The sequence below is a fragment of the Massilia sp. GER05 genome (assembly GCF_052056005.1).
Lineage (GTDB): Bacteria > Pseudomonadota > Gammaproteobacteria > Burkholderiales > Burkholderiaceae_D > Telluria > Telluria orientalis.
The window spans coordinates 1853503-1868245 of sequence record NZ_CP178858.1 but is presented as its reverse complement, the minus strand read 5'-3'; the positions used below and the strand labels follow the sequence as shown (position 1 = coordinate 1868245).

Here is a 14743-nt window from a genome sequence, read left to right as displayed (position 1 = left end):
CGGGCCGCCCGTTCGTCGTAGGATCAGAGGGATGTCCTCTGCCACTTACGCCAAGGAGACCGATCATGTCCACGAATACTGTAGAACTGCACCGCGTCCTGAAATCCACCGCCGACCGCGTCTACCGCGCCTTTATCACGCCGGCCGCCGTCGCCAAATGGCTGCCGCCGCACGGCTTCACCTGCACCGTGCACGAGCAGGACGCCCGCGTCGGCGGCCGCTACCGGATGTCCTTCACGAATTTCACGACGGACGGCAGCCACTCGTTCGGCGGCGAATACCTGGAACTGGAACCGGGCAAGCGCCTCGTCTACACGGCCGAATTCAACGATCCCAACCTGCCCGGCCGCATGCAGACGACCGTGCAGCTGCGCGAGGTGTTCTGCGGGGTCGACATCAAGGTCAAGCAGGAAGGCATCCCGGCCGCGATTCCCGCCGAGATGTGCTACCTCGGCTGGCAGGAATCGCTGCAGCTGCTGGCCCAACTGGTCGAGCCCGAAATCAAGGAGTAACTGGCGGCGCTTCTTCCCGCTCGTGCAATCCATAGTCGCGCACGACGGCGGCCACGCGCAGGCGGTAATCGGCAAAGAGGCCGGCCCGCCCTGCCGCCTGCATGGCACGGTGCGCGGGCAAGGTGCGCCAGCGTTTCACGGCGTCCTCGTCGCGCCAGAACGACAGCGACAACATCCTCTCCGGCCGCGCCAGCGATGCGAAACGTTCGATGGAGATGAAGCCGTCGATCGCTTCCAGTTCGGGACGCAGCGCGGCGGCCGCATCCAGGTAATCCTGGCGCTTGCCGGGCGCCGGCTCCACTTCGAAGATCACGGCGATCATGCGACGTTTTCCAGGAACGTGCGCTCCTCGCGCAGGATGAAGCGCTTTTCGCGCGCAAACCGGAAGTTCGCCACTGCTTCGTCGTCTTTCTTCAGGCGCAGCCGGTAGGCTTCGTAATCGGCCAGGCTGTCGAAGCCGACGAGACCCCACGCCTCGTAATTGGTGCCTTCGTGCGGCAGGAAATAGCCGAGCAGGCGGCCACCCAGCCGCGGGATGATGCGGCCCCAGTTCCCGGCATACTCGCGGAAAGCGTCGCGCTGGATGGGGTCGATCTCGTAGCGGATGAAACAGGTGATGGGCATGATGGCTCCTCGTAACGTTGAAGCCCCATGGTAGTCACTGGCCCTCCCCCGATGCTTCGGCTAAGATCGAACCATGAGAGACGGACCGAATATCGCGAACATCGCCGCACTGATCGGCGACCAGGCGCGCGCCGAAGTGCTGAACGTGCTGATGAGCGGCATGGCACTGACGGCGACGGAACTGGCCGACGCCGCCGGCGTCACGCGCCAGACGATCAGCACGCACCTCGCCAAGCTGCGCGAGGCGGGCCTGCTCGCCGTGGAGGCGCAGGGGCGGCACCGTTATTTCCGCATCGCCGACGCCGACGTCGCGCACCTGCTCGAATCCATGATGGGCATCGCGTTCGGCACAGGATCCGTGCGCGTGCGTTCCAGTCCGCGCGAACCGGCGCTGCGCAAGGCGCGGGTCTGCTACGACCATCTCGCCGGCGAACTCGGGGTGCTCGTCTACGAAAGTCTGGCCCGGCGCGGCGCGTTCGCGCTGGATGCGGGCGGCGTCACCCTGACCGACCATGGCCGCGCACTGATCGCGGCCATCGGCATCGATCCACTGCCCTCCGCCACACGGCGGCCGCTGTGCCGGCATTGCCTGGACTGGAGCGAGCGCCGCCATCACCTGGCCGGCGCCCTCGGGACGGCGCTGCTGGACCGTTTCCAGCAACTGGGCTGGGCGCGCCGCGTGCCGGAATCGCGCGTGCTCGCGTTCAGCGCGGACGGCGAGGCGGCGCTCAGGGCCTGGCTGGACTGAGTCAGGTCGCCAGCGAGGGCCGGCCCGGCCCCAGGATCCGTGCCAGCAGCGGGCGCTTGACGGGCGCCGGCAGGCCGCGGTCGACGAGGGCTGCCCATTTCACGCTCAGCTGTTCGCAGGTGGCGCGCAGCACCGGATCGGCATCCGGCAGGCGCGCCAGCGCATTCAGGTGGCGCTCGATCACCGAGGCCAGTTTCACGCACGGCCCATCGCCGCTCGCGCGGTCGCAGGCATCCGCATTGTTCACGGTGTATTGCGACATCAGGTGCAGCAGCGCCGCCACGAGCAGTTCGTGGCGCGTGGTGCGCCGCCCGTCCGGCGTGTTCAGTTCGTCCAGCAGATCGTCGTCCATAAAGACTCCTCGCATAAATGAGAATGATTCTCGTTTAGATTATGGATCGGGACGAAGATGAACGCAAGCGCAATCTGCTCATTGCCGGACCAGCGCCATGAACCCGGCCGCAACCAGGACCATGCCACCGGCCGAGCCGTCGATCACCCGGCGCCGGGTGTCGTTCAGGCGGCGCTGTCCTGCCCGGCCCAGCGCAAGGCACAGCGAGGCGTACACGACCGCGCACCAGAACATGAAGGCCGCCGACAGGACGACCGCCTGCAGCGTCGTGTTGCCGCCGTGCCGGTCCATGAACTGGGGCAGGATGGCCACGTACACCATCATTCCCTTCGGATTGAGCAGGGACGTAAGAAAACCCTTGGCGAGCTGGTTCGTTACCCGCCCCTTCGGTACGACGAGCTCGCCGGAACGCAGCGCCGCCCGGATCATCTTCGAGGCCAGGTAGACCAGGTATGTGATACCGGCCCAGCGGATCGCCTCGAACAGGACGGGTGACGCCGCCACCACGGCCGCGAGGCCGAGCGCGACGAGAAAGGAATGGACGCAATAGCCGAGCAGCACGCCCGTCGTGGCGCGCAGTCCGGCCGGTGTGCCGCCGGACATCGCTTGCGACGCAATGAACAGGATGTCCGGGCCGGGCGTGCACACGAGCGGCAGGACGGTGACGGAAAACAGCAGGAGGGTATGTGTATTCATGACGACAGCGTACTGCGCCGCGCCAGAAATGTGCTTCCAGAGTCTTGTCAAAAGTCGCCCATATCAGGCAACATCTTTCTCATGGACGATTACGATCGAAAGATTCTTGCGGAACTACAGAAAGACGGACGACTTTCTCTCACCGACCTGGCGGAACGCATCGGCTTGAGCCTGTCGCCGTGCCACCGGCGCGTGCGCGCACTGGAAGACGCGGGGATCATCGCCGACTACCGGGCGACGATCGATCCGGCGGCCGTCGGACTGAATTTCGCGGCCATCGTGTTCGTCACCTTGCGCGCCACCGACCGGGAGAGCGTACGTGCCTTCGAAGTCGCCGTGCCCGGCGTTCCCGAAATCATCCAGGCGCAGCGCCTGTTCGGCGACCCGGACTACATTCTGAACGTCATCACGACGGACCTGGCGGCGTACCAGAAACTGTGGGACGACAGCCTGTCGACGTTGCCGAACGTGCTGCGGCTGACGTCGACGCTCGTGATGAAGAGCATCGTGCAGGGGCGGCCCCTGCCGCTGTGATCAGAGGCGGCTCATAGGCGGGTCTCGCGCGCGGCCCGCAGGAATTCATCCAGCACCGGCGTGCAGTCGAGCAGGTCGCCGCCCGTGGCGCGGTGGAATTCCGGATGCCATTGCAAGCCCATCACGAATGGCGCACGCTGGTAGCGGATCGCTTCGATGACGCCGTCCGGCTCGGACATCGCCTCCACGTGGATATCGCGGCCCAGGTCCTTGACGGCCTGGTGGTGGATCGAGTTCACGACGGCGCGTTCGTGCTGGGGAAACATCTTGCGCAGCGACGATCCATGCGGAAACATGATGGCGTGCCGGTGCGCGTCGTAGATGTCGTGCACGTGCGGCAGGGCGCCGGGCACGTTCGAGACGATATCCTGGTGCAAGGTGCCGCCGAACGCGACGTTGATCAGCTGGCAACCGCGGCAGATGCCCAGCACGGGCTTGCCCGCGTCGACGAATTCGTGCAGCAGTTCCAGTTCATACACGTCGCGCGCGCGGTCGCCGTTCCATTCGGGCCGCGTCGGCGTTTCGGAATACGTCATCGGCGACACGTCCGCCCCGCCCTGCAGCACGAGGCCGTCCAGGTGGCGCGCGTAATGACGCATCGTGATGTTGCTGGGGTGCAGCAGCCCGTTCGTATTGACAGTCGGGACCATGAACACGAGCACGTCGCGCGACATCACCCATTGCGCGATCGATTCCTCAAGGTATTGCAAGTTCTTGCTGCGCAGGCCTTTCGCGCCCTCTTCCGGATGGAAGATGCGGGCGGAGACGCCAATGCGCAGCGTGCGCCGCATGAAGTCGCGGTTGAACTTGTCGGTCAGCGCACGCCAGCGCGAGCGCAATACGCGGCCGGCCAAGTTCAACGGCGTGTCGTCGGTACGGAGGTAGCGCGACGCATTGCCGCCCGCTCGCCGGTCCGGCACCCTCGGCGGCGGTCCGGCGTCCGCTGGTTCATTAGCGTGCTTGTCATTGTCCTCAGCCATGATCTCAATATATCCTTGCGACGGTCGCGCACGATTCGTTTTAAGAAAAATATCGTTTTAGTAATGAAATCTCCGCACCCACCCGCATATGCACAGGATGCCGGGATGCCGCCGACTTGGCAATCCGTGCAACGAACACTTGCAAACTTGCGCTTAACAGGCAAAAATACTGTATTTTCATACAGTTGTTTTGGCCGCACGCCGCGTCCCGTCCTGTAGAACCCACCGCGTGAAGTCGCTTATTTTCCGCGCGACAAGATAGAATGCGCAGCATTCGAATGATTGAAGATCAAGCATGGCCACCAAGAAACCCGCACCCGATTACAGCGAATCATCCATCCGCGTCCTGAAAGGATTGGAGCCCGTCAAGCAGCGTCCGGGCATGTACACACGCACCGAGAATCCGCTGCACATTATCCAGGAAGTGATCGACAACGCCTCGGACGAGGCGCTGGGCGGCCACTGCAAGAACATCGACGTGACGATGAACGCGGACGGTTCCATCACCGTCGAGGACGACGGCCGCGGCATCCCGGTCGGCCTGCATCCGGAAGAAGGCGTCTCGACCGTCGAGATCGTGTTCACCCGCCTGCACGCCGGCGGCAAGTTCGACAAGGGCTCCGGTGGCGCCTACGCGTTCTCGGGCGGCCTGCACGGCGTCGGCGTGTCCGTCACGAACGCACTGTCGAAGCGCCTGGAAATCACGGTGTGGCGCAAGGACGACGACGGCAACGGCGTGCACAAGCTCGTGTTCGCCGACGGCGACGTCATCGAGCCGCTGACCTCCGAACCGTTCGAGCGCGGCGGCAAGAAGAACGGCACGCGCGTCACCGCCTGGCCGGACGGTAAATACTTCGATTCGCCGAACATCCCGATGACCGAGCTGCAGCGCCTGCTGCGCTCGAAAGCCGTGCTGCTGCCGGGCGTGACCGTCACGCTGACGAACGCCAAGACCGGCGACAAGCAGACCTGGCGCTACGACGAAGGCCTGCGCGGCTACCTGACGGAAGCGCTGGCGCAGACGGCCGGCGGCGGCCAGACCGTGATCCCGCTGTTCGAAGGCGCGCAGTACGCCGCCGCCGGCGATGAAGGCTTTGCCGAGGGCGAAGGCGCGGCGTGGGTCGTGGCCTGGACCGAGGAAGGTTCGGTGGTGCGCGAATCCTATGTCAACCTGATCCCGACGGTCAGCGGCGGCACGCACGAGTCCGGCCTGCGCGACGGCCTGTTCGGCGCCGTGAAGGGCTTCGTCGAGATGCACTCGCTGCTGCCGAAGGGCGTCAAGCTGCTGCCGGAAGACGTGTTCGCGCGCGTCTCGTTCGTGCTGTCCGCGAAAGTGCTGGACCCGCAATTCCAGGGCCAGACGAAGGAACGCCTGAACTCGCGCGACGCGGTGAAACTCGTGTCGTCGTTCACCAAGCCGCCGCTCGAACTGTGGCTGAACCAGCACGTCGAATACGGCCGCAAGCTGGCGGAACTCGTCATCAAGCAGGCGCAATCGCGTCTCCGTTCGCTGCAAAAAGTCGAGAAGAAGAAGTCGTCCGGCGTGGCCGTTTTGCCGGGCAAGCTGACCGACTGCGAATCGACGGACATCACGCGCAACGAGCTGTTCCTCGTCGAGGGCGATTCGGCGGGCGGTTCCGCCAAGATGGGCCGCGACAAGGAATTCCAGGCGATCCTGCCGCTGCGCGGCAAGGTGCTGAACACGTGGGAAACGGACCGCGACCGCCTGTTCGCCAACAACGAGATCCACGACATCGCGGTGGCGATCGGCGTCGATCCGCACGGCCCGGACGACAGCCCGGACCTGTCCGGCCTGCGCTACGGGAAGATCTGCATCCTCTCCGATGCGGACGTCGACGGCTCGCACATCCAGGTCCTGCTGCTGACCCTCTTCTTCAAGCATTTCCCTGCCCTCTTCAAGAACGGCCACGTATGCGTCGCGCGCCCGCCGCTGTACCGCGTGGACGTGCCGGCGCGCGGGAAGAAGCCGATCCAGAAGCTGTACGCGCTGGACGACGGCGAACTGCTCGCCATCGAGGACAAGCTGAAAAAAGAAGGCCTGAAGGAAGGCGTGTGGAGCATCTCCCGCTTCAAGGGCCTGGGCGAGATGAACGCCGAGCAGCTGTGGGAAACGACGATGAACCCGGACACCCGCCGCCTGCTGCCGGTGGCCTTCGGCGACTACGGCCTGGCCGAATCGTCGGCGCGCTTCAACATGCTGATGGGTAAAGGCGAAGCTGCCGCCCGTCGCGCGTGGCTCGAGGAGCACGGGAACGAGACGGAAGCGGACATTTGACGCGCACGTAGCGCGTGGGCACGGGGTGCCCACCCTACGTTACCTGCAACGCCGTGGGGTGGGCTCCCCGAGCCCACGCGACGCAGCCCGAAAAGAATCGAACATACAAGATCATGACGCAAGCAAGCCTCTTCGAACAAACCACTCCCCCCGGCGGCGGCGGCGGCGATGACGCCGAGACGCTGACCCTCTCGACTTTCGCCGAGCGCGCGTACCTGGACTATGCCGTCTCGGTCGTGAAAGGCCGCGCGCTGCCGGACGTCTCGGACGGCCAGAAGCCCGTCCAGCGCCGCATCCTGTACTCGATGAACGAACTGGGTCTCGGCCCGACCGCGAAGCCGCGCAAGTCCGCGACCGTCGTCGGCGACGTGCTCGGTAAGCTGCACCCGCACGGCGACCAGTCGGTCTACGACGCCCTCGTGCGCATGGCCCAGGATTTCTCCCTGCGCTATCCGCTGATCGACGGCCAGGGCAACTTCGGCTCGCGCGACGGCGACGGCGCCGCCGCGATGCGTTACACGGAAGCCCGTCTGACACCCGTCTCGCGCCTGCTGCTCGACGAAATCGACATGGGCACCGTCGACTTCCAGCCGAACTACGACGGTTCCAGCGAGGAACCGCGCACGCTGCCAGCGCGCCTGCCGATGCTGCTGCTGAACGGCGCGTCCGGCATCGCGGTCGGCATGGCCACCGAGATCCCGTCGCACAACCTGCGTGAAGTGGCTTCCGCCGCCGTCGCGATGATCCGCAATCCGAAGATCACGCACGCCGAGCTGATGACCCTCATGCCCGGTCCGGACTATCCGGGCGGCGGCCAGATCATCACCCCGGCGTCAAGCATCGCCGACATGTACGCATCGGGCCGTGGCTCGATGAAGGTGCGCGCGCGCTGGAAGATCGAGGAACTGGCGCGCGGCCAGTGGCAGGCCGTCGTCACGGAACTGCCGCCGGGCGTGTCGTCGCAGCGCGTGCTGGAAGAGATCGAGGAACTCACGAACCCGAAGATCAAGGTCGGCAAGAAGACCCTGCTGCCCGAGCAGCTCACGCTGAAGCAGACGATCCTCGGCGCGCTGGACGCCGTGCGCGACGAATCCGGCCGCGAAGCGCCGGTACGCCTCGTGTTCGAGCCGAAGTCGAAGAACCAGGACCAGACCGAATTCATGCTGATGCTGCTGGCGCACACGTCGCTGGAAACGTCGGCACCGATCAACCTTGTGATGATCGGCGGCGACGGCCGTCCGCGCCAGAAGGGTCTCACCGAGATCCTGCAGGAATGGATCGAGTACCGCTTCGTCACGGTCCGCCGCCGCACGGAATTCAGGCTGGGCAAGGTCAACGACCGCATCCACATCCTGGAAGGCCGCGAAACCGTCCTGCTGAACATCGACGAGGTCATCCACATCATCCGCAATTCGGACGATCCGAAGGCCGCGCTGATCGAGCGTTTCCGCCTGTCCGAACGCCAGGCCGAGGACATCCTCGAGATCCGCCTGCGCCAGCTGGCGCGCCTGGAAGCGATCAAGATCCAGCAGGAGCTCGCCGAGCTGCGCGGCGAGAAGGAAAAGCTGGAAGACATCCTCGATAACCCGAACTCGATGAAGCGGTTGATCATCCGCGAGATCGAGGCGGACTCGAAACAGTACGGCGACGACCGCCGCACGCTGATCGAGGAAGCGCAGAAGGCCGTGGCCGAGCAGAAGATCATCGACGAGCCGGTGACCGTCATCGTGTCCGAAAAGGGCTGGGTGCGCGCGCGTACCGGCGTCGGCCACGATCCGGCCCAGTTCACGTTCAAGGCGGGCGACTCGCTGTACGGCGCGTTCGAGTGCCGCACGGTCGACACGCTGCTGTGCGTCGGCGACAACGGCAAGGTGTATTCCGTGCCCGTGGCCGCCCTGCCCGGCGCGCGCGGCGACGGCGTGCCCATCACGACCCTCGTGGATCTCTCCGGCGGCGGACGCATCCTGTACTACTACGTGGGCCCGGCCGAGACGCGCCTGTTGCTCGCGACGACGACCGGCTTCGGCTTCATCACGAAAGCTGGCGACATGATCACGCGCCTGAAAGGTGGTAAATCGTTTATCACGCTGGACGACGGCGCCGTGCCGCTGGCGCCGCGCGTCGTATCGGACAATGCGGGCGCCATCGCCTGCCTGTCCGAGAAGGGCCGCGTGCTGGTGTTCGGCATCGACGAGATGAAGGTGCTGCAGAACGGCGGCCGCGGCGTGATCCTGATGGGCCTCGAGCCGAAGGAAAAGCTGCTGGCCGTGCAGCCGATCAGCCAGAAAGGCCTGAACGTGGTCGGCACCTGGGCCGGCGACAAGCCACGCACGGTGGAGTTGTTCGCGTCCGGCCTGGAGCCGCACTTCGGCAAGCGGGCCAACAAGGGCAAGCCGTTGTCGGCCAAGCTGAAGGCGAAAGACCTCGCGATGCGCCAAACGGACGGCGGTTGAGGATAAAAAAAACGGACCCGCGGGTCCGTTTTTTCATGGGCGCATCCGATTACTTGGCGGCGTCCTTGTGTGCCTCGGCGGTGGCTTCGGCACGCTTTTCATTGGCCTTGGCGTGGGCCTTGGCTTTATCGGCGTTGGCGTCCACGATCTTCTTCTGGGCCTTTTCGTCGGCCTTGATCATGGTCTTCTGGGCGTCGTAATTGGCTTCGGCGGTCTTTTCCTCGGCCTTGGCAGCAGCCTTGGCCTTGTCTTCCGGATCAGCCTTGGCGACCTTCTCGTGAGCCTTGGCAACCTTCTTCTCGGCCTTGTCGTGGGCCTTGGCCTTCTTCTCGTTGGCCTGGCCGACGGCCTTGTCGATCTTCTCGTCCTGCTTCGACATCTCCTTGGCTTCCTTCTCGTTGGCCTTGGCGATCTTCTTGTCGGCATCCGCATTGCCGGTCGAGGTCGTACCAGCCGTGCCGCTCTGGCCCATGGTGGTGTCGGTGGTGGTCGTGACCGGGGTCGCCGGTGCGGTCGTGGTCTGGGCGTAGACCGAGGTAGCGAACAGGCCGGCGATCAGGGTGGCGAGCAGTTTATTCATCGTAGTTCTCCTGAAGATTATGGTGGGGCGCGCCGTGACGCGCCGATATGTTTTTGTTAAGTCAGGGCTTCAGAATATGCTTTGGACAACTTTCACTCTGTTCGCCAGCGCACGCAGTACATACTGGTCATCATCCAATTTGTGACAAGATTTTTCAGCGCTCGGCCGCCTTCTCGGCGCCCTTGCGTTTCGATTCAGCATGTTTTTTCTTGCTTGCCTTCACAGCCGCTTCCGTTTTCATGCGGCTGCCCGGCGGCTCTTTCACGGCCCTTGCATTCGCCTTCATGACTTCGCTTTCGGCCTTCGTGCCGGCCTTGCCGCGCCCGCCGGTAGCGGCCGCATCGGTGTCGGTGTTGTTGGGTGCCGTCGTGTTGGTGGCCTGGGCGTTGACGCTGTCGGCCTTGGCCGGCGCGGGATTGATGACGGCCGTGCTCTTGCCGACGACCTGGCCGGCACTGTTGACGCCAGCGGCCTGGCGGCCCGTGGCGCCATGTGCGGAACCGGTGTTCGCCGTGCCGTCCGTGCGCAGGCCCGTGCCGGACACGCCGGCGGCCGTGGTGTTGTGGCCGGAGACGGCCTGGCCGATCGGCGCCGTATTGGCCGTGGTCTGGGCCCAGGCCGACGACGCCAGCAGGGCACACACGAGGGTGGGGAGGAATTTGTTCATGATGATCCCGTTTCGTAGGTGAGTAGTCGAAACGAGGATAGGTGCGCCGCCCGGGTGACTCTGTTCGGCAGCGCACCCGCCGGTGCTACTTTTTGGCAGGCCGGCCCGCGTACAGGTCGATGATGTCGCTGATGCCGTCCTGGCAGACGGGGCAGAACTCGCCGCTGCGGTCGAACATGATGCATTGCATGGCCGGACGGTAATAGCCGGTCGCTTCGTAGTTCGCGCCCTCGAACGCGCCGATCGCCTTGCGGTACCTGGCCTGCGCAAACAGGGCGTTCGAGTGCGCCAGGTCTTCGCGGAACAGCGCGTTCATCTCCGACTCCGGCCGGTTGGCCGCCCGCAGCGCGGCCCGCTTTTTCTGGTACTCGCGCGAATACGCTTCGTACTCGGCCTTGGGCCACGGCGTCGGCAACGGCGTGCCGGCCTGCACGTATTGCTTCCACTTCAGGCGGGCCGGATCGCGCAACGCCGTCACGTTCGGTTCCCACGGCTCCATGCGCGCGCCGCTGGACTGGTACGCGACGGGCGACGTGTAGTACTCGTCGGCCAGCCCGGCGAAGTGGTGGCCGAACTCGTGCACGAACAGATAGTCCGCCCAGTCGTTGTTCGCAGCCGCCGTGCTGAACTGGCCGAAGATGCCGCCACCGCCATACGTGTCGTTGTTGACGAGGATCTCGATGAATTCGTACGGCGCGTACTGCGCGATGTCGCGCAGCGCACGGTTGTCCAGCGTGAGCACATAGCGCTCGCTGCCGAAGATGTCGTAGCGCGTGCCCAGCGCGGACGCGTGATGCACGCCCGTCGACGGCCGCGACACGCCGGATTCCTGCGTCGGCACGGCCAGCGCCCACACGTTGAAATCGTTCGCGCGCTCCTTGAACGGCGACACCTCGAACAAATGCTGCGCGAGGCGGCGTACCGCGGCTTCGAACTTCGGCATCTCGGCCTGCGTATAACCGTCGCCCAGCACGAGCAGGTCGACCTTGCGCGGCGACGGTCCGCTCACGCGGATCGGAATCGGCGTGGCCGGCGCCGGTCCCTGTGCCCGCACGACGTCCTGCGCATCCGTGTCGACATCGACGCTCCACGCGACGGAGAACTGGTTGCGCTCGTCGCGCTTCAGGATGCGCACGCGCACGGGGCGGTCGGGCTTCGGAAAGCGCACGGACTCATGGAACCCGCGGCTGAGTTTATTGGCCTCTTCCGTCGTCTTCCACTCGCCGAACACGGTGGAAAAGTCGCGCGAATACAGCAAGTCTCCCGTCTTCGCATCGGCCACCTCGACGCGGTTGTTGCCGCGGTTCGTGTCGTCGAACGGCCGCGACATGTCGCCCGGCCACGGCAGCGGTTCGATCAGCACGCGCTCGATGGCGTACTGTTCGGACAGGGCGTTGCCGCTGTGGATGTAGTCGACGCGGACGGTGGCGGGCTGGGCGGCCAGGGCCAGTGCGGGGAAGGCGCAGGCGGCCAGCAGAGGTAACAGCGATCGAATCATGTGCGCTCCGTCGTCAGTTTGGCAGGCTCTTCAGCAAGCCCTAAAACTTGCAATCTAGCGCAGGTTTGGCTTTCTGACAATCAACGATCAAGCTGCCTGGACCAACTCGAAGCCTTCGTCTATCCAGCCCGTGATTCCGCCGATCATCAACTTGACGGGCCGCCCCAGCTTCGCCAGCCGGTACGCGGCGCGGTGCGCGCCATTGCAATGGGGGCCGGCGCAATAGACGACGAACAAGGTGTCCAGCGGATAATCGCGCAGCTTCGCTTCAACAATTTTCCCGTGTGGCATGTTAATCGCCTGCGGCACATGGCCCCGCGCATACAGCTCAGGGCTGCGCACGTCGAACAGGACGAAATCCTGCGTGCCGCTGGCGATCGCGTCGTGCACGTCCCAGCAGTCCGTCTCGAATTCGAATGCGGTACCGAAGTGGTCCATGGCGCGGTCGCCGGATGCGGCTGGGATGGCGGATACGGATGAAGTCATGGGTCTCTCCTGTGTAAGAGACGCTAGTGTCGCAGCGCCGGCGCGCTGGCGGCAGTGCCTTGCGCGACAGAAATTGGTAACATCGCGCCATGTCCCATCACGTCTCCATCATCGCCTACGACGGCCTGTGCACTTTCGAATTCGCCTGCGCCATCGAGCTGTTCGCCCTGGAGCGTCCGGAACTGGGCGTGCATTGGTACAGCCATACGGTGTGCGCCATCGAGCCGGGTCCACTGCGCGCCAGGGGCGGCCTGACGGTGCAGGTGCCGCACGGTCTCGACGACCTCGCGCACGCGGACACGATCGTCATTCCCGGCTGGCGCGACCGGTACGAGGTGCCGCCGCCCGCCCTGACCGACGCCCTGCGCGCGGCGCACGCACGCGGTGCGCGTCTATGCACGATCTGCACGGGCGCCTACGTGCTGGCGTACGCCGGCCTGCTCGACGGCCTGCGGGTAACCACGCACTGGCACTACCTGGACGACATGCTCGCCCGCTTTCCGACCATCGAGATCGATCCGGACGCGTTGTACGTCGAATCCGGCAACATCGTCACGTCAGCCGGTTCCGCGGCCGGCCTCGACATGCTGCTGCACCTCGTGCGCACCGACTTCGGGGCCGAGGTCGCCAACCTTGTCGCGCAACGTCTCGTGATCCCGGCGCACCGCGACGGCGACCAGGCGCAGCGCGTCGCGCGTCCGGTGCCCGACGCCGGCGTGGACACCATCGCCCGCCTGATGGACCGCGTGCGCGAAACCATCCGGGCCGAGCATACGGTGGCGTCGATGGCGGCCGAGGCGCGCCTGGGGACGCGCACCTTCCAGCGCCGCTTCAAGGAAAGAACGGGCCTCGCGCCGCTCGGCTGGCTCGTGCGCGAGCGGGTCGCACTCGCCGCGCAGTTGCTGGAATCACGGCCACAACTCGCCATCGATGCGATCGCGGACCTGGCCGGGCTCGGCTCGGCCGAATCGCTGCGCCGGCATTTCCGCGCGCACGGGCTGGCATCGCCCGGGCGCTACCGCAAGCGCCCGCCTGGCCAGGTTACTTGTACTGGTACAGCGGACGGCGGATGAGGATCGGCCGGATGTCCAGCCGCACGTTATAGATCGAATAGGATTCCATCGACGACGACTGGTAGCCGACGCTGTCGTCCGTACGTGTAAAACGGAATTCGAAGCCGAGGTCGGGCTGGACGCCGTTCGGGCTGCCGAGCGTGATGCCGATCGCGTCCGGCTGGTCGCTGTCGATCAGCTTGCTCATCAGGTCGACGACGGTGCTGTTGCCGAGGATATCGGCGGTGAACAGCGGTTCGCGGTAGTACGGCCGCGACGGGTCGAGCTTGTTGTCGGCCTTGTCGTCGGACGGCGTGCATTCGCGCGTGACGATATTGAAGTGGTCGCCGTTGTCGAGGTAGCTGACGCGCACGTTGGTCACGTTGAACGCGCCCTCGTGCACGATCGCGTTCGACAGGTCGAGCACGAGCGCGCCCTTGTAGCCGATCACCTCGACGTCGCGGCTGGGCAGCACCACCATCGCCGTGTCCTCGTCGATGCCCAGGCCCAGCTTGTAGCCCTTCTTGAGCATGGCGGGCAACATGCGCGCGAAGCGGCCGCGCACGAGCAGGTGCTGGTCGATGAAGACGTCGTCGCCGACGAAGCCGAGCCCGTCCGTGATTTCCTCGCCCTCTTCCACGCCCAGCTTGAGCGTGGCCAGCACCGTGCGGGGCCGGCCGAACATCGTGCTGCTCATGATGGCGGCCCCGGCGCTGGAGCCGGCGATCACGCCGCCGCGCCGGTACATGTCCCACAGGGCATCGAGGACGCGGGTATTGCTGCCGTCCTCGTGGCGCAGCGCGCGCGTGATCCGGCTCTGGTCGCCGCCCGCGAAGAACGCGCCGTTCGCGTTGCGCACGGCTTCGGCCAGGCCCCGGTCGTCGGCCGCCGCCTGGTAATTGCTGCCGGACAGCTTGACCGCGACGGGGACGAAAAATGCCTTGGCGCCATAGCTGTTGAGGCGCTCGACGAGGCTCTTGCCGGACCGTTCCGGCGTGCCCGACGCGGACGCGAACACGGCGATGCGCGCCCCCTTCCCGCCCGCGAGCTGGATGATGCGTTCCCATACGGGACCATTCGCGGGTCGCAGATTGCCGCCGATGATGACGAGGGATCCCTTGGGCTGTACCGCCGCATCGGCGGCGGCGCACCAGGGCGCGCCGGCCAGCAGCAGCACGGCCAGGAAAAGACGCAACGCAGACCGAACCATAAAACCCTTCCCGACTTCGACAAACAGTAAGCCTGATTGTAGAGGACCGGCAGCG

16 protein-coding genes are annotated in these 14743 nt (G+C 65.4%); 6 read left to right on the top strand and 10 right to left on the bottom strand.

Translation table 11 applies throughout. The features are described from left to right. Positions 1-65 precede the first annotated feature (65 nt). Entirely contained in the window at positions 66-512 is a 447-nt protein-coding gene (locus ACL58G_RS08450) for an SRPBCC family protein (protein WP_413382109.1), read from the top strand. Here ACL58G_RS08450 and ACL58G_RS08445 read toward each other — a convergent pair. Then, complete coding sequence (locus ACL58G_RS08445) at positions 502-834, bottom strand: antibiotic biosynthesis monooxygenase family protein (RefSeq protein WP_440966296.1); 333 nt, start codon at positions 832-834, stop codon at positions 502-504. The genes ACL58G_RS08450 and ACL58G_RS08445 overlap by 11 nt on opposite strands. Further along, the gene (locus tag ACL58G_RS08440; protein ID WP_440966294.1) at positions 831-1136 is read right to left on the bottom strand and encodes an NIPSNAP family protein; all 306 of its coding nucleotides are present in this window, start codon (positions 1134-1136) and stop codon (positions 831-833) included. The genes ACL58G_RS08445 and ACL58G_RS08440 overlap by 4 nt, the downstream gene beginning before the upstream one ends. A gap of 73 nt (positions 1137-1209) precedes the next feature. Here ACL58G_RS08440 and ACL58G_RS08435 point away from each other — a divergent pair, with 73 nt between their 5' ends. Further along, positions 1210-1884 (top strand): ArsR/SmtB family transcription factor, encoded by a 675-nt coding sequence (locus ACL58G_RS08435; protein WP_440966292.1) that lies wholly within the window; start codon positions 1210-1212, stop codon positions 1882-1884. 1 nt (position 1885) lies between these two features. On the opposite strand, the gene ACL58G_RS08430 is transcribed toward ACL58G_RS08435, so the two are convergent. Both ACL58G_RS08430 and ACL58G_RS08425 read right to left on the bottom strand, forming a co-directional pair. Further along, a complete protein-coding gene (locus ACL58G_RS08430) occupies positions 1886-2236 on the bottom strand; it encodes a hypothetical protein (protein ID WP_440966291.1) in 351 nt (116 codons plus the stop codon). Between the two features lie 78 nt (positions 2237-2314). Next, positions 2315-2932 (bottom strand): LysE family translocator, encoded by a 618-nt coding sequence (locus ACL58G_RS08425; protein WP_440966290.1) that lies wholly within the window; start codon positions 2930-2932, stop codon positions 2315-2317. An 81-nt stretch (positions 2933-3013) separates the two neighbouring features. Between ACL58G_RS08425 and ACL58G_RS08420 the strand changes: the two genes are divergently transcribed. Next, positions 3014-3466 carry an Lrp/AsnC family transcriptional regulator gene (locus ACL58G_RS08420; protein WP_440966288.1) on the top strand — a complete coding sequence of 151 codons (453 nt, stop codon included), beginning with the start codon at positions 3014-3016 and terminating at the stop codon, positions 3464-3466. 11 nt (positions 3467-3477) lie between these two features. On the opposite strand, the gene ACL58G_RS08415 is transcribed toward ACL58G_RS08420, so the two are convergent. Beyond that, the gene (locus ACL58G_RS08415; protein WP_413382088.1) at positions 3478-4446 is read right to left on the bottom strand and encodes a gamma-glutamyl-gamma-aminobutyrate hydrolase family protein; all 969 of its coding nucleotides are present in this window, start codon (positions 4444-4446) and stop codon (positions 3478-3480) included. A gap of 295 nt (positions 4447-4741) precedes the next feature. Here ACL58G_RS08415 and ACL58G_RS08410 point away from each other — a divergent pair, with 295 nt between their 5' ends. Both ACL58G_RS08410 and parC read left to right on the top strand, forming a co-directional pair. After that, positions 4742-6742, top strand: a complete 2001-nt coding sequence (locus tag ACL58G_RS08410; RefSeq protein WP_413382085.1) for a DNA topoisomerase IV subunit B — start codon at positions 4742-4744, stop codon at positions 6740-6742. 113 nt (positions 6743-6855) lie between these two features. Continuing rightward, on the top strand, positions 6856-9195 hold the full coding sequence (gene parC / locus ACL58G_RS08405; protein WP_413382082.1) for a DNA topoisomerase IV subunit A: 2340 nt from the start codon (positions 6856-6858) through the stop codon (positions 9193-9195). A gap of 49 nt (positions 9196-9244) precedes the next feature. Here the strand turns inward: parC and ACL58G_RS08400 are convergent, their stop codons facing one another. From ACL58G_RS08400 to ACL58G_RS08385, 4 genes are all read right to left on the bottom strand, one after another. Beyond that, complete coding sequence (locus ACL58G_RS08400) at positions 9245-9775, bottom strand: hypothetical protein (protein ID WP_413339221.1); 531 nt, start codon at positions 9773-9775, stop codon at positions 9245-9247. Positions 9776-9929: 154 nt separating this feature from the next. Further along, complete coding sequence (locus ACL58G_RS08395; protein WP_413339223.1) at positions 9930-10442, bottom strand: hypothetical protein; 513 nt, start codon at positions 10440-10442, stop codon at positions 9930-9932. Positions 10443-10527: 85 nt separating this feature from the next. Next, positions 10528-11940: a M64 family metallopeptidase gene (locus ACL58G_RS08390; RefSeq protein WP_440966285.1), complete on the bottom strand. Its 1413-nt coding sequence runs from the start codon at positions 11938-11940 to the stop codon at positions 10528-10530. Positions 11941-12027: 87 nt separating this feature from the next. Then, complete coding sequence (locus ACL58G_RS08385; protein WP_413339226.1) at positions 12028-12426, bottom strand: rhodanese-like domain-containing protein; 399 nt, start codon at positions 12424-12426, stop codon at positions 12028-12030. A gap of 89 nt (positions 12427-12515) precedes the next feature. Between ACL58G_RS08385 and ftrA the strand changes: the two genes are divergently transcribed. Beyond that, positions 12516-13499: a transcriptional regulator FtrA gene (ftrA, locus tag ACL58G_RS08380; protein ID WP_440966283.1), complete on the top strand. Its 984-nt coding sequence runs from the start codon at positions 12516-12518 to the stop codon at positions 13497-13499. Here ftrA and ACL58G_RS08375 read toward each other — a convergent pair. Beyond that, a complete protein-coding gene (locus ACL58G_RS08375) occupies positions 13468-14688 on the bottom strand; it encodes a cyanophycinase (protein ID WP_440966281.1) in 1221 nt (406 codons plus the stop codon). The genes ftrA and ACL58G_RS08375 overlap by 32 nt on opposite strands. Positions 14689-14743: the final 55 nt, after the last annotated feature.

Coding starts and splice junctions, on each gene's coding strand:
- ACL58G_RS08435 (WP_440966292.1), top strand. CDS start 1,210: ATGAGAGACGGACCGAATATCGCGAACATCGCCGCACTGATCGGCGAC.
- ACL58G_RS08440 (WP_440966294.1), bottom strand. CDS start 1,136: ATGCCCATCACCTGTTTCATCCGCTACGAGATCGACCCCATCCAGCGC.
- ACL58G_RS08390 (WP_440966285.1), bottom strand. CDS start 11,940: ATGATTCGATCGCTGTTACCTCTGCTGGCCGCCTGCGCCTTCCCCGCA.
- ACL58G_RS08400 (WP_413339221.1), bottom strand. CDS start 9,775: ATGAATAAACTGCTCGCCACCCTGATCGCCGGCCTGTTCGCTACCTCG.
- ACL58G_RS08430 (WP_440966291.1), bottom strand. CDS start 2,236: ATGGACGACGATCTGCTGGACGAACTGAACACGCCGGACGGGCGGCGC.
- ACL58G_RS08415 (WP_413382088.1), bottom strand. CDS start 4,446: ATGGCTGAGGACAATGACAAGCACGCTAATGAACCAGCGGACGCCGGA.
- parC (WP_413382082.1), top strand. CDS start 6,856: ATGACGCAAGCAAGCCTCTTCGAACAAACCACTCCCCCCGGCGGCGGC.
- ACL58G_RS08385 (WP_413339226.1), bottom strand. CDS start 12,426: ATGACTTCATCCGTATCCGCCATCCCAGCCGCATCCGGCGACCGCGCC.
- ACL58G_RS08445 (WP_440966296.1), bottom strand. CDS start 834: ATGATCGCCGTGATCTTCGAAGTGGAGCCGGCGCCCGGCAAGCGCCAG.
- ftrA (WP_440966283.1), top strand. CDS start 12,516: ATGTCCCATCACGTCTCCATCATCGCCTACGACGGCCTGTGCACTTTC.
- ACL58G_RS08395 (WP_413339223.1), bottom strand. CDS start 10,442: ATGAACAAATTCCTCCCCACCCTCGTGTGTGCCCTGCTGGCGTCGTCG.
- ACL58G_RS08375 (WP_440966281.1), bottom strand. CDS start 14,688: ATGGTTCGGTCTGCGTTGCGTCTTTTCCTGGCCGTGCTGCTGCTGGCC.
- ACL58G_RS08425 (WP_440966290.1), bottom strand. CDS start 2,932: ATGAATACACATACCCTCCTGCTGTTTTCCGTCACCGTCCTGCCGCTC.
- ACL58G_RS08450 (WP_413382109.1), top strand. CDS start 66: ATGTCCACGAATACTGTAGAACTGCACCGCGTCCTGAAATCCACCGCC.
- ACL58G_RS08420 (WP_440966288.1), top strand. CDS start 3,014: ATGGACGATTACGATCGAAAGATTCTTGCGGAACTACAGAAAGACGGA.
- ACL58G_RS08410 (WP_413382085.1), top strand. CDS start 4,742: ATGGCCACCAAGAAACCCGCACCCGATTACAGCGAATCATCCATCCGC.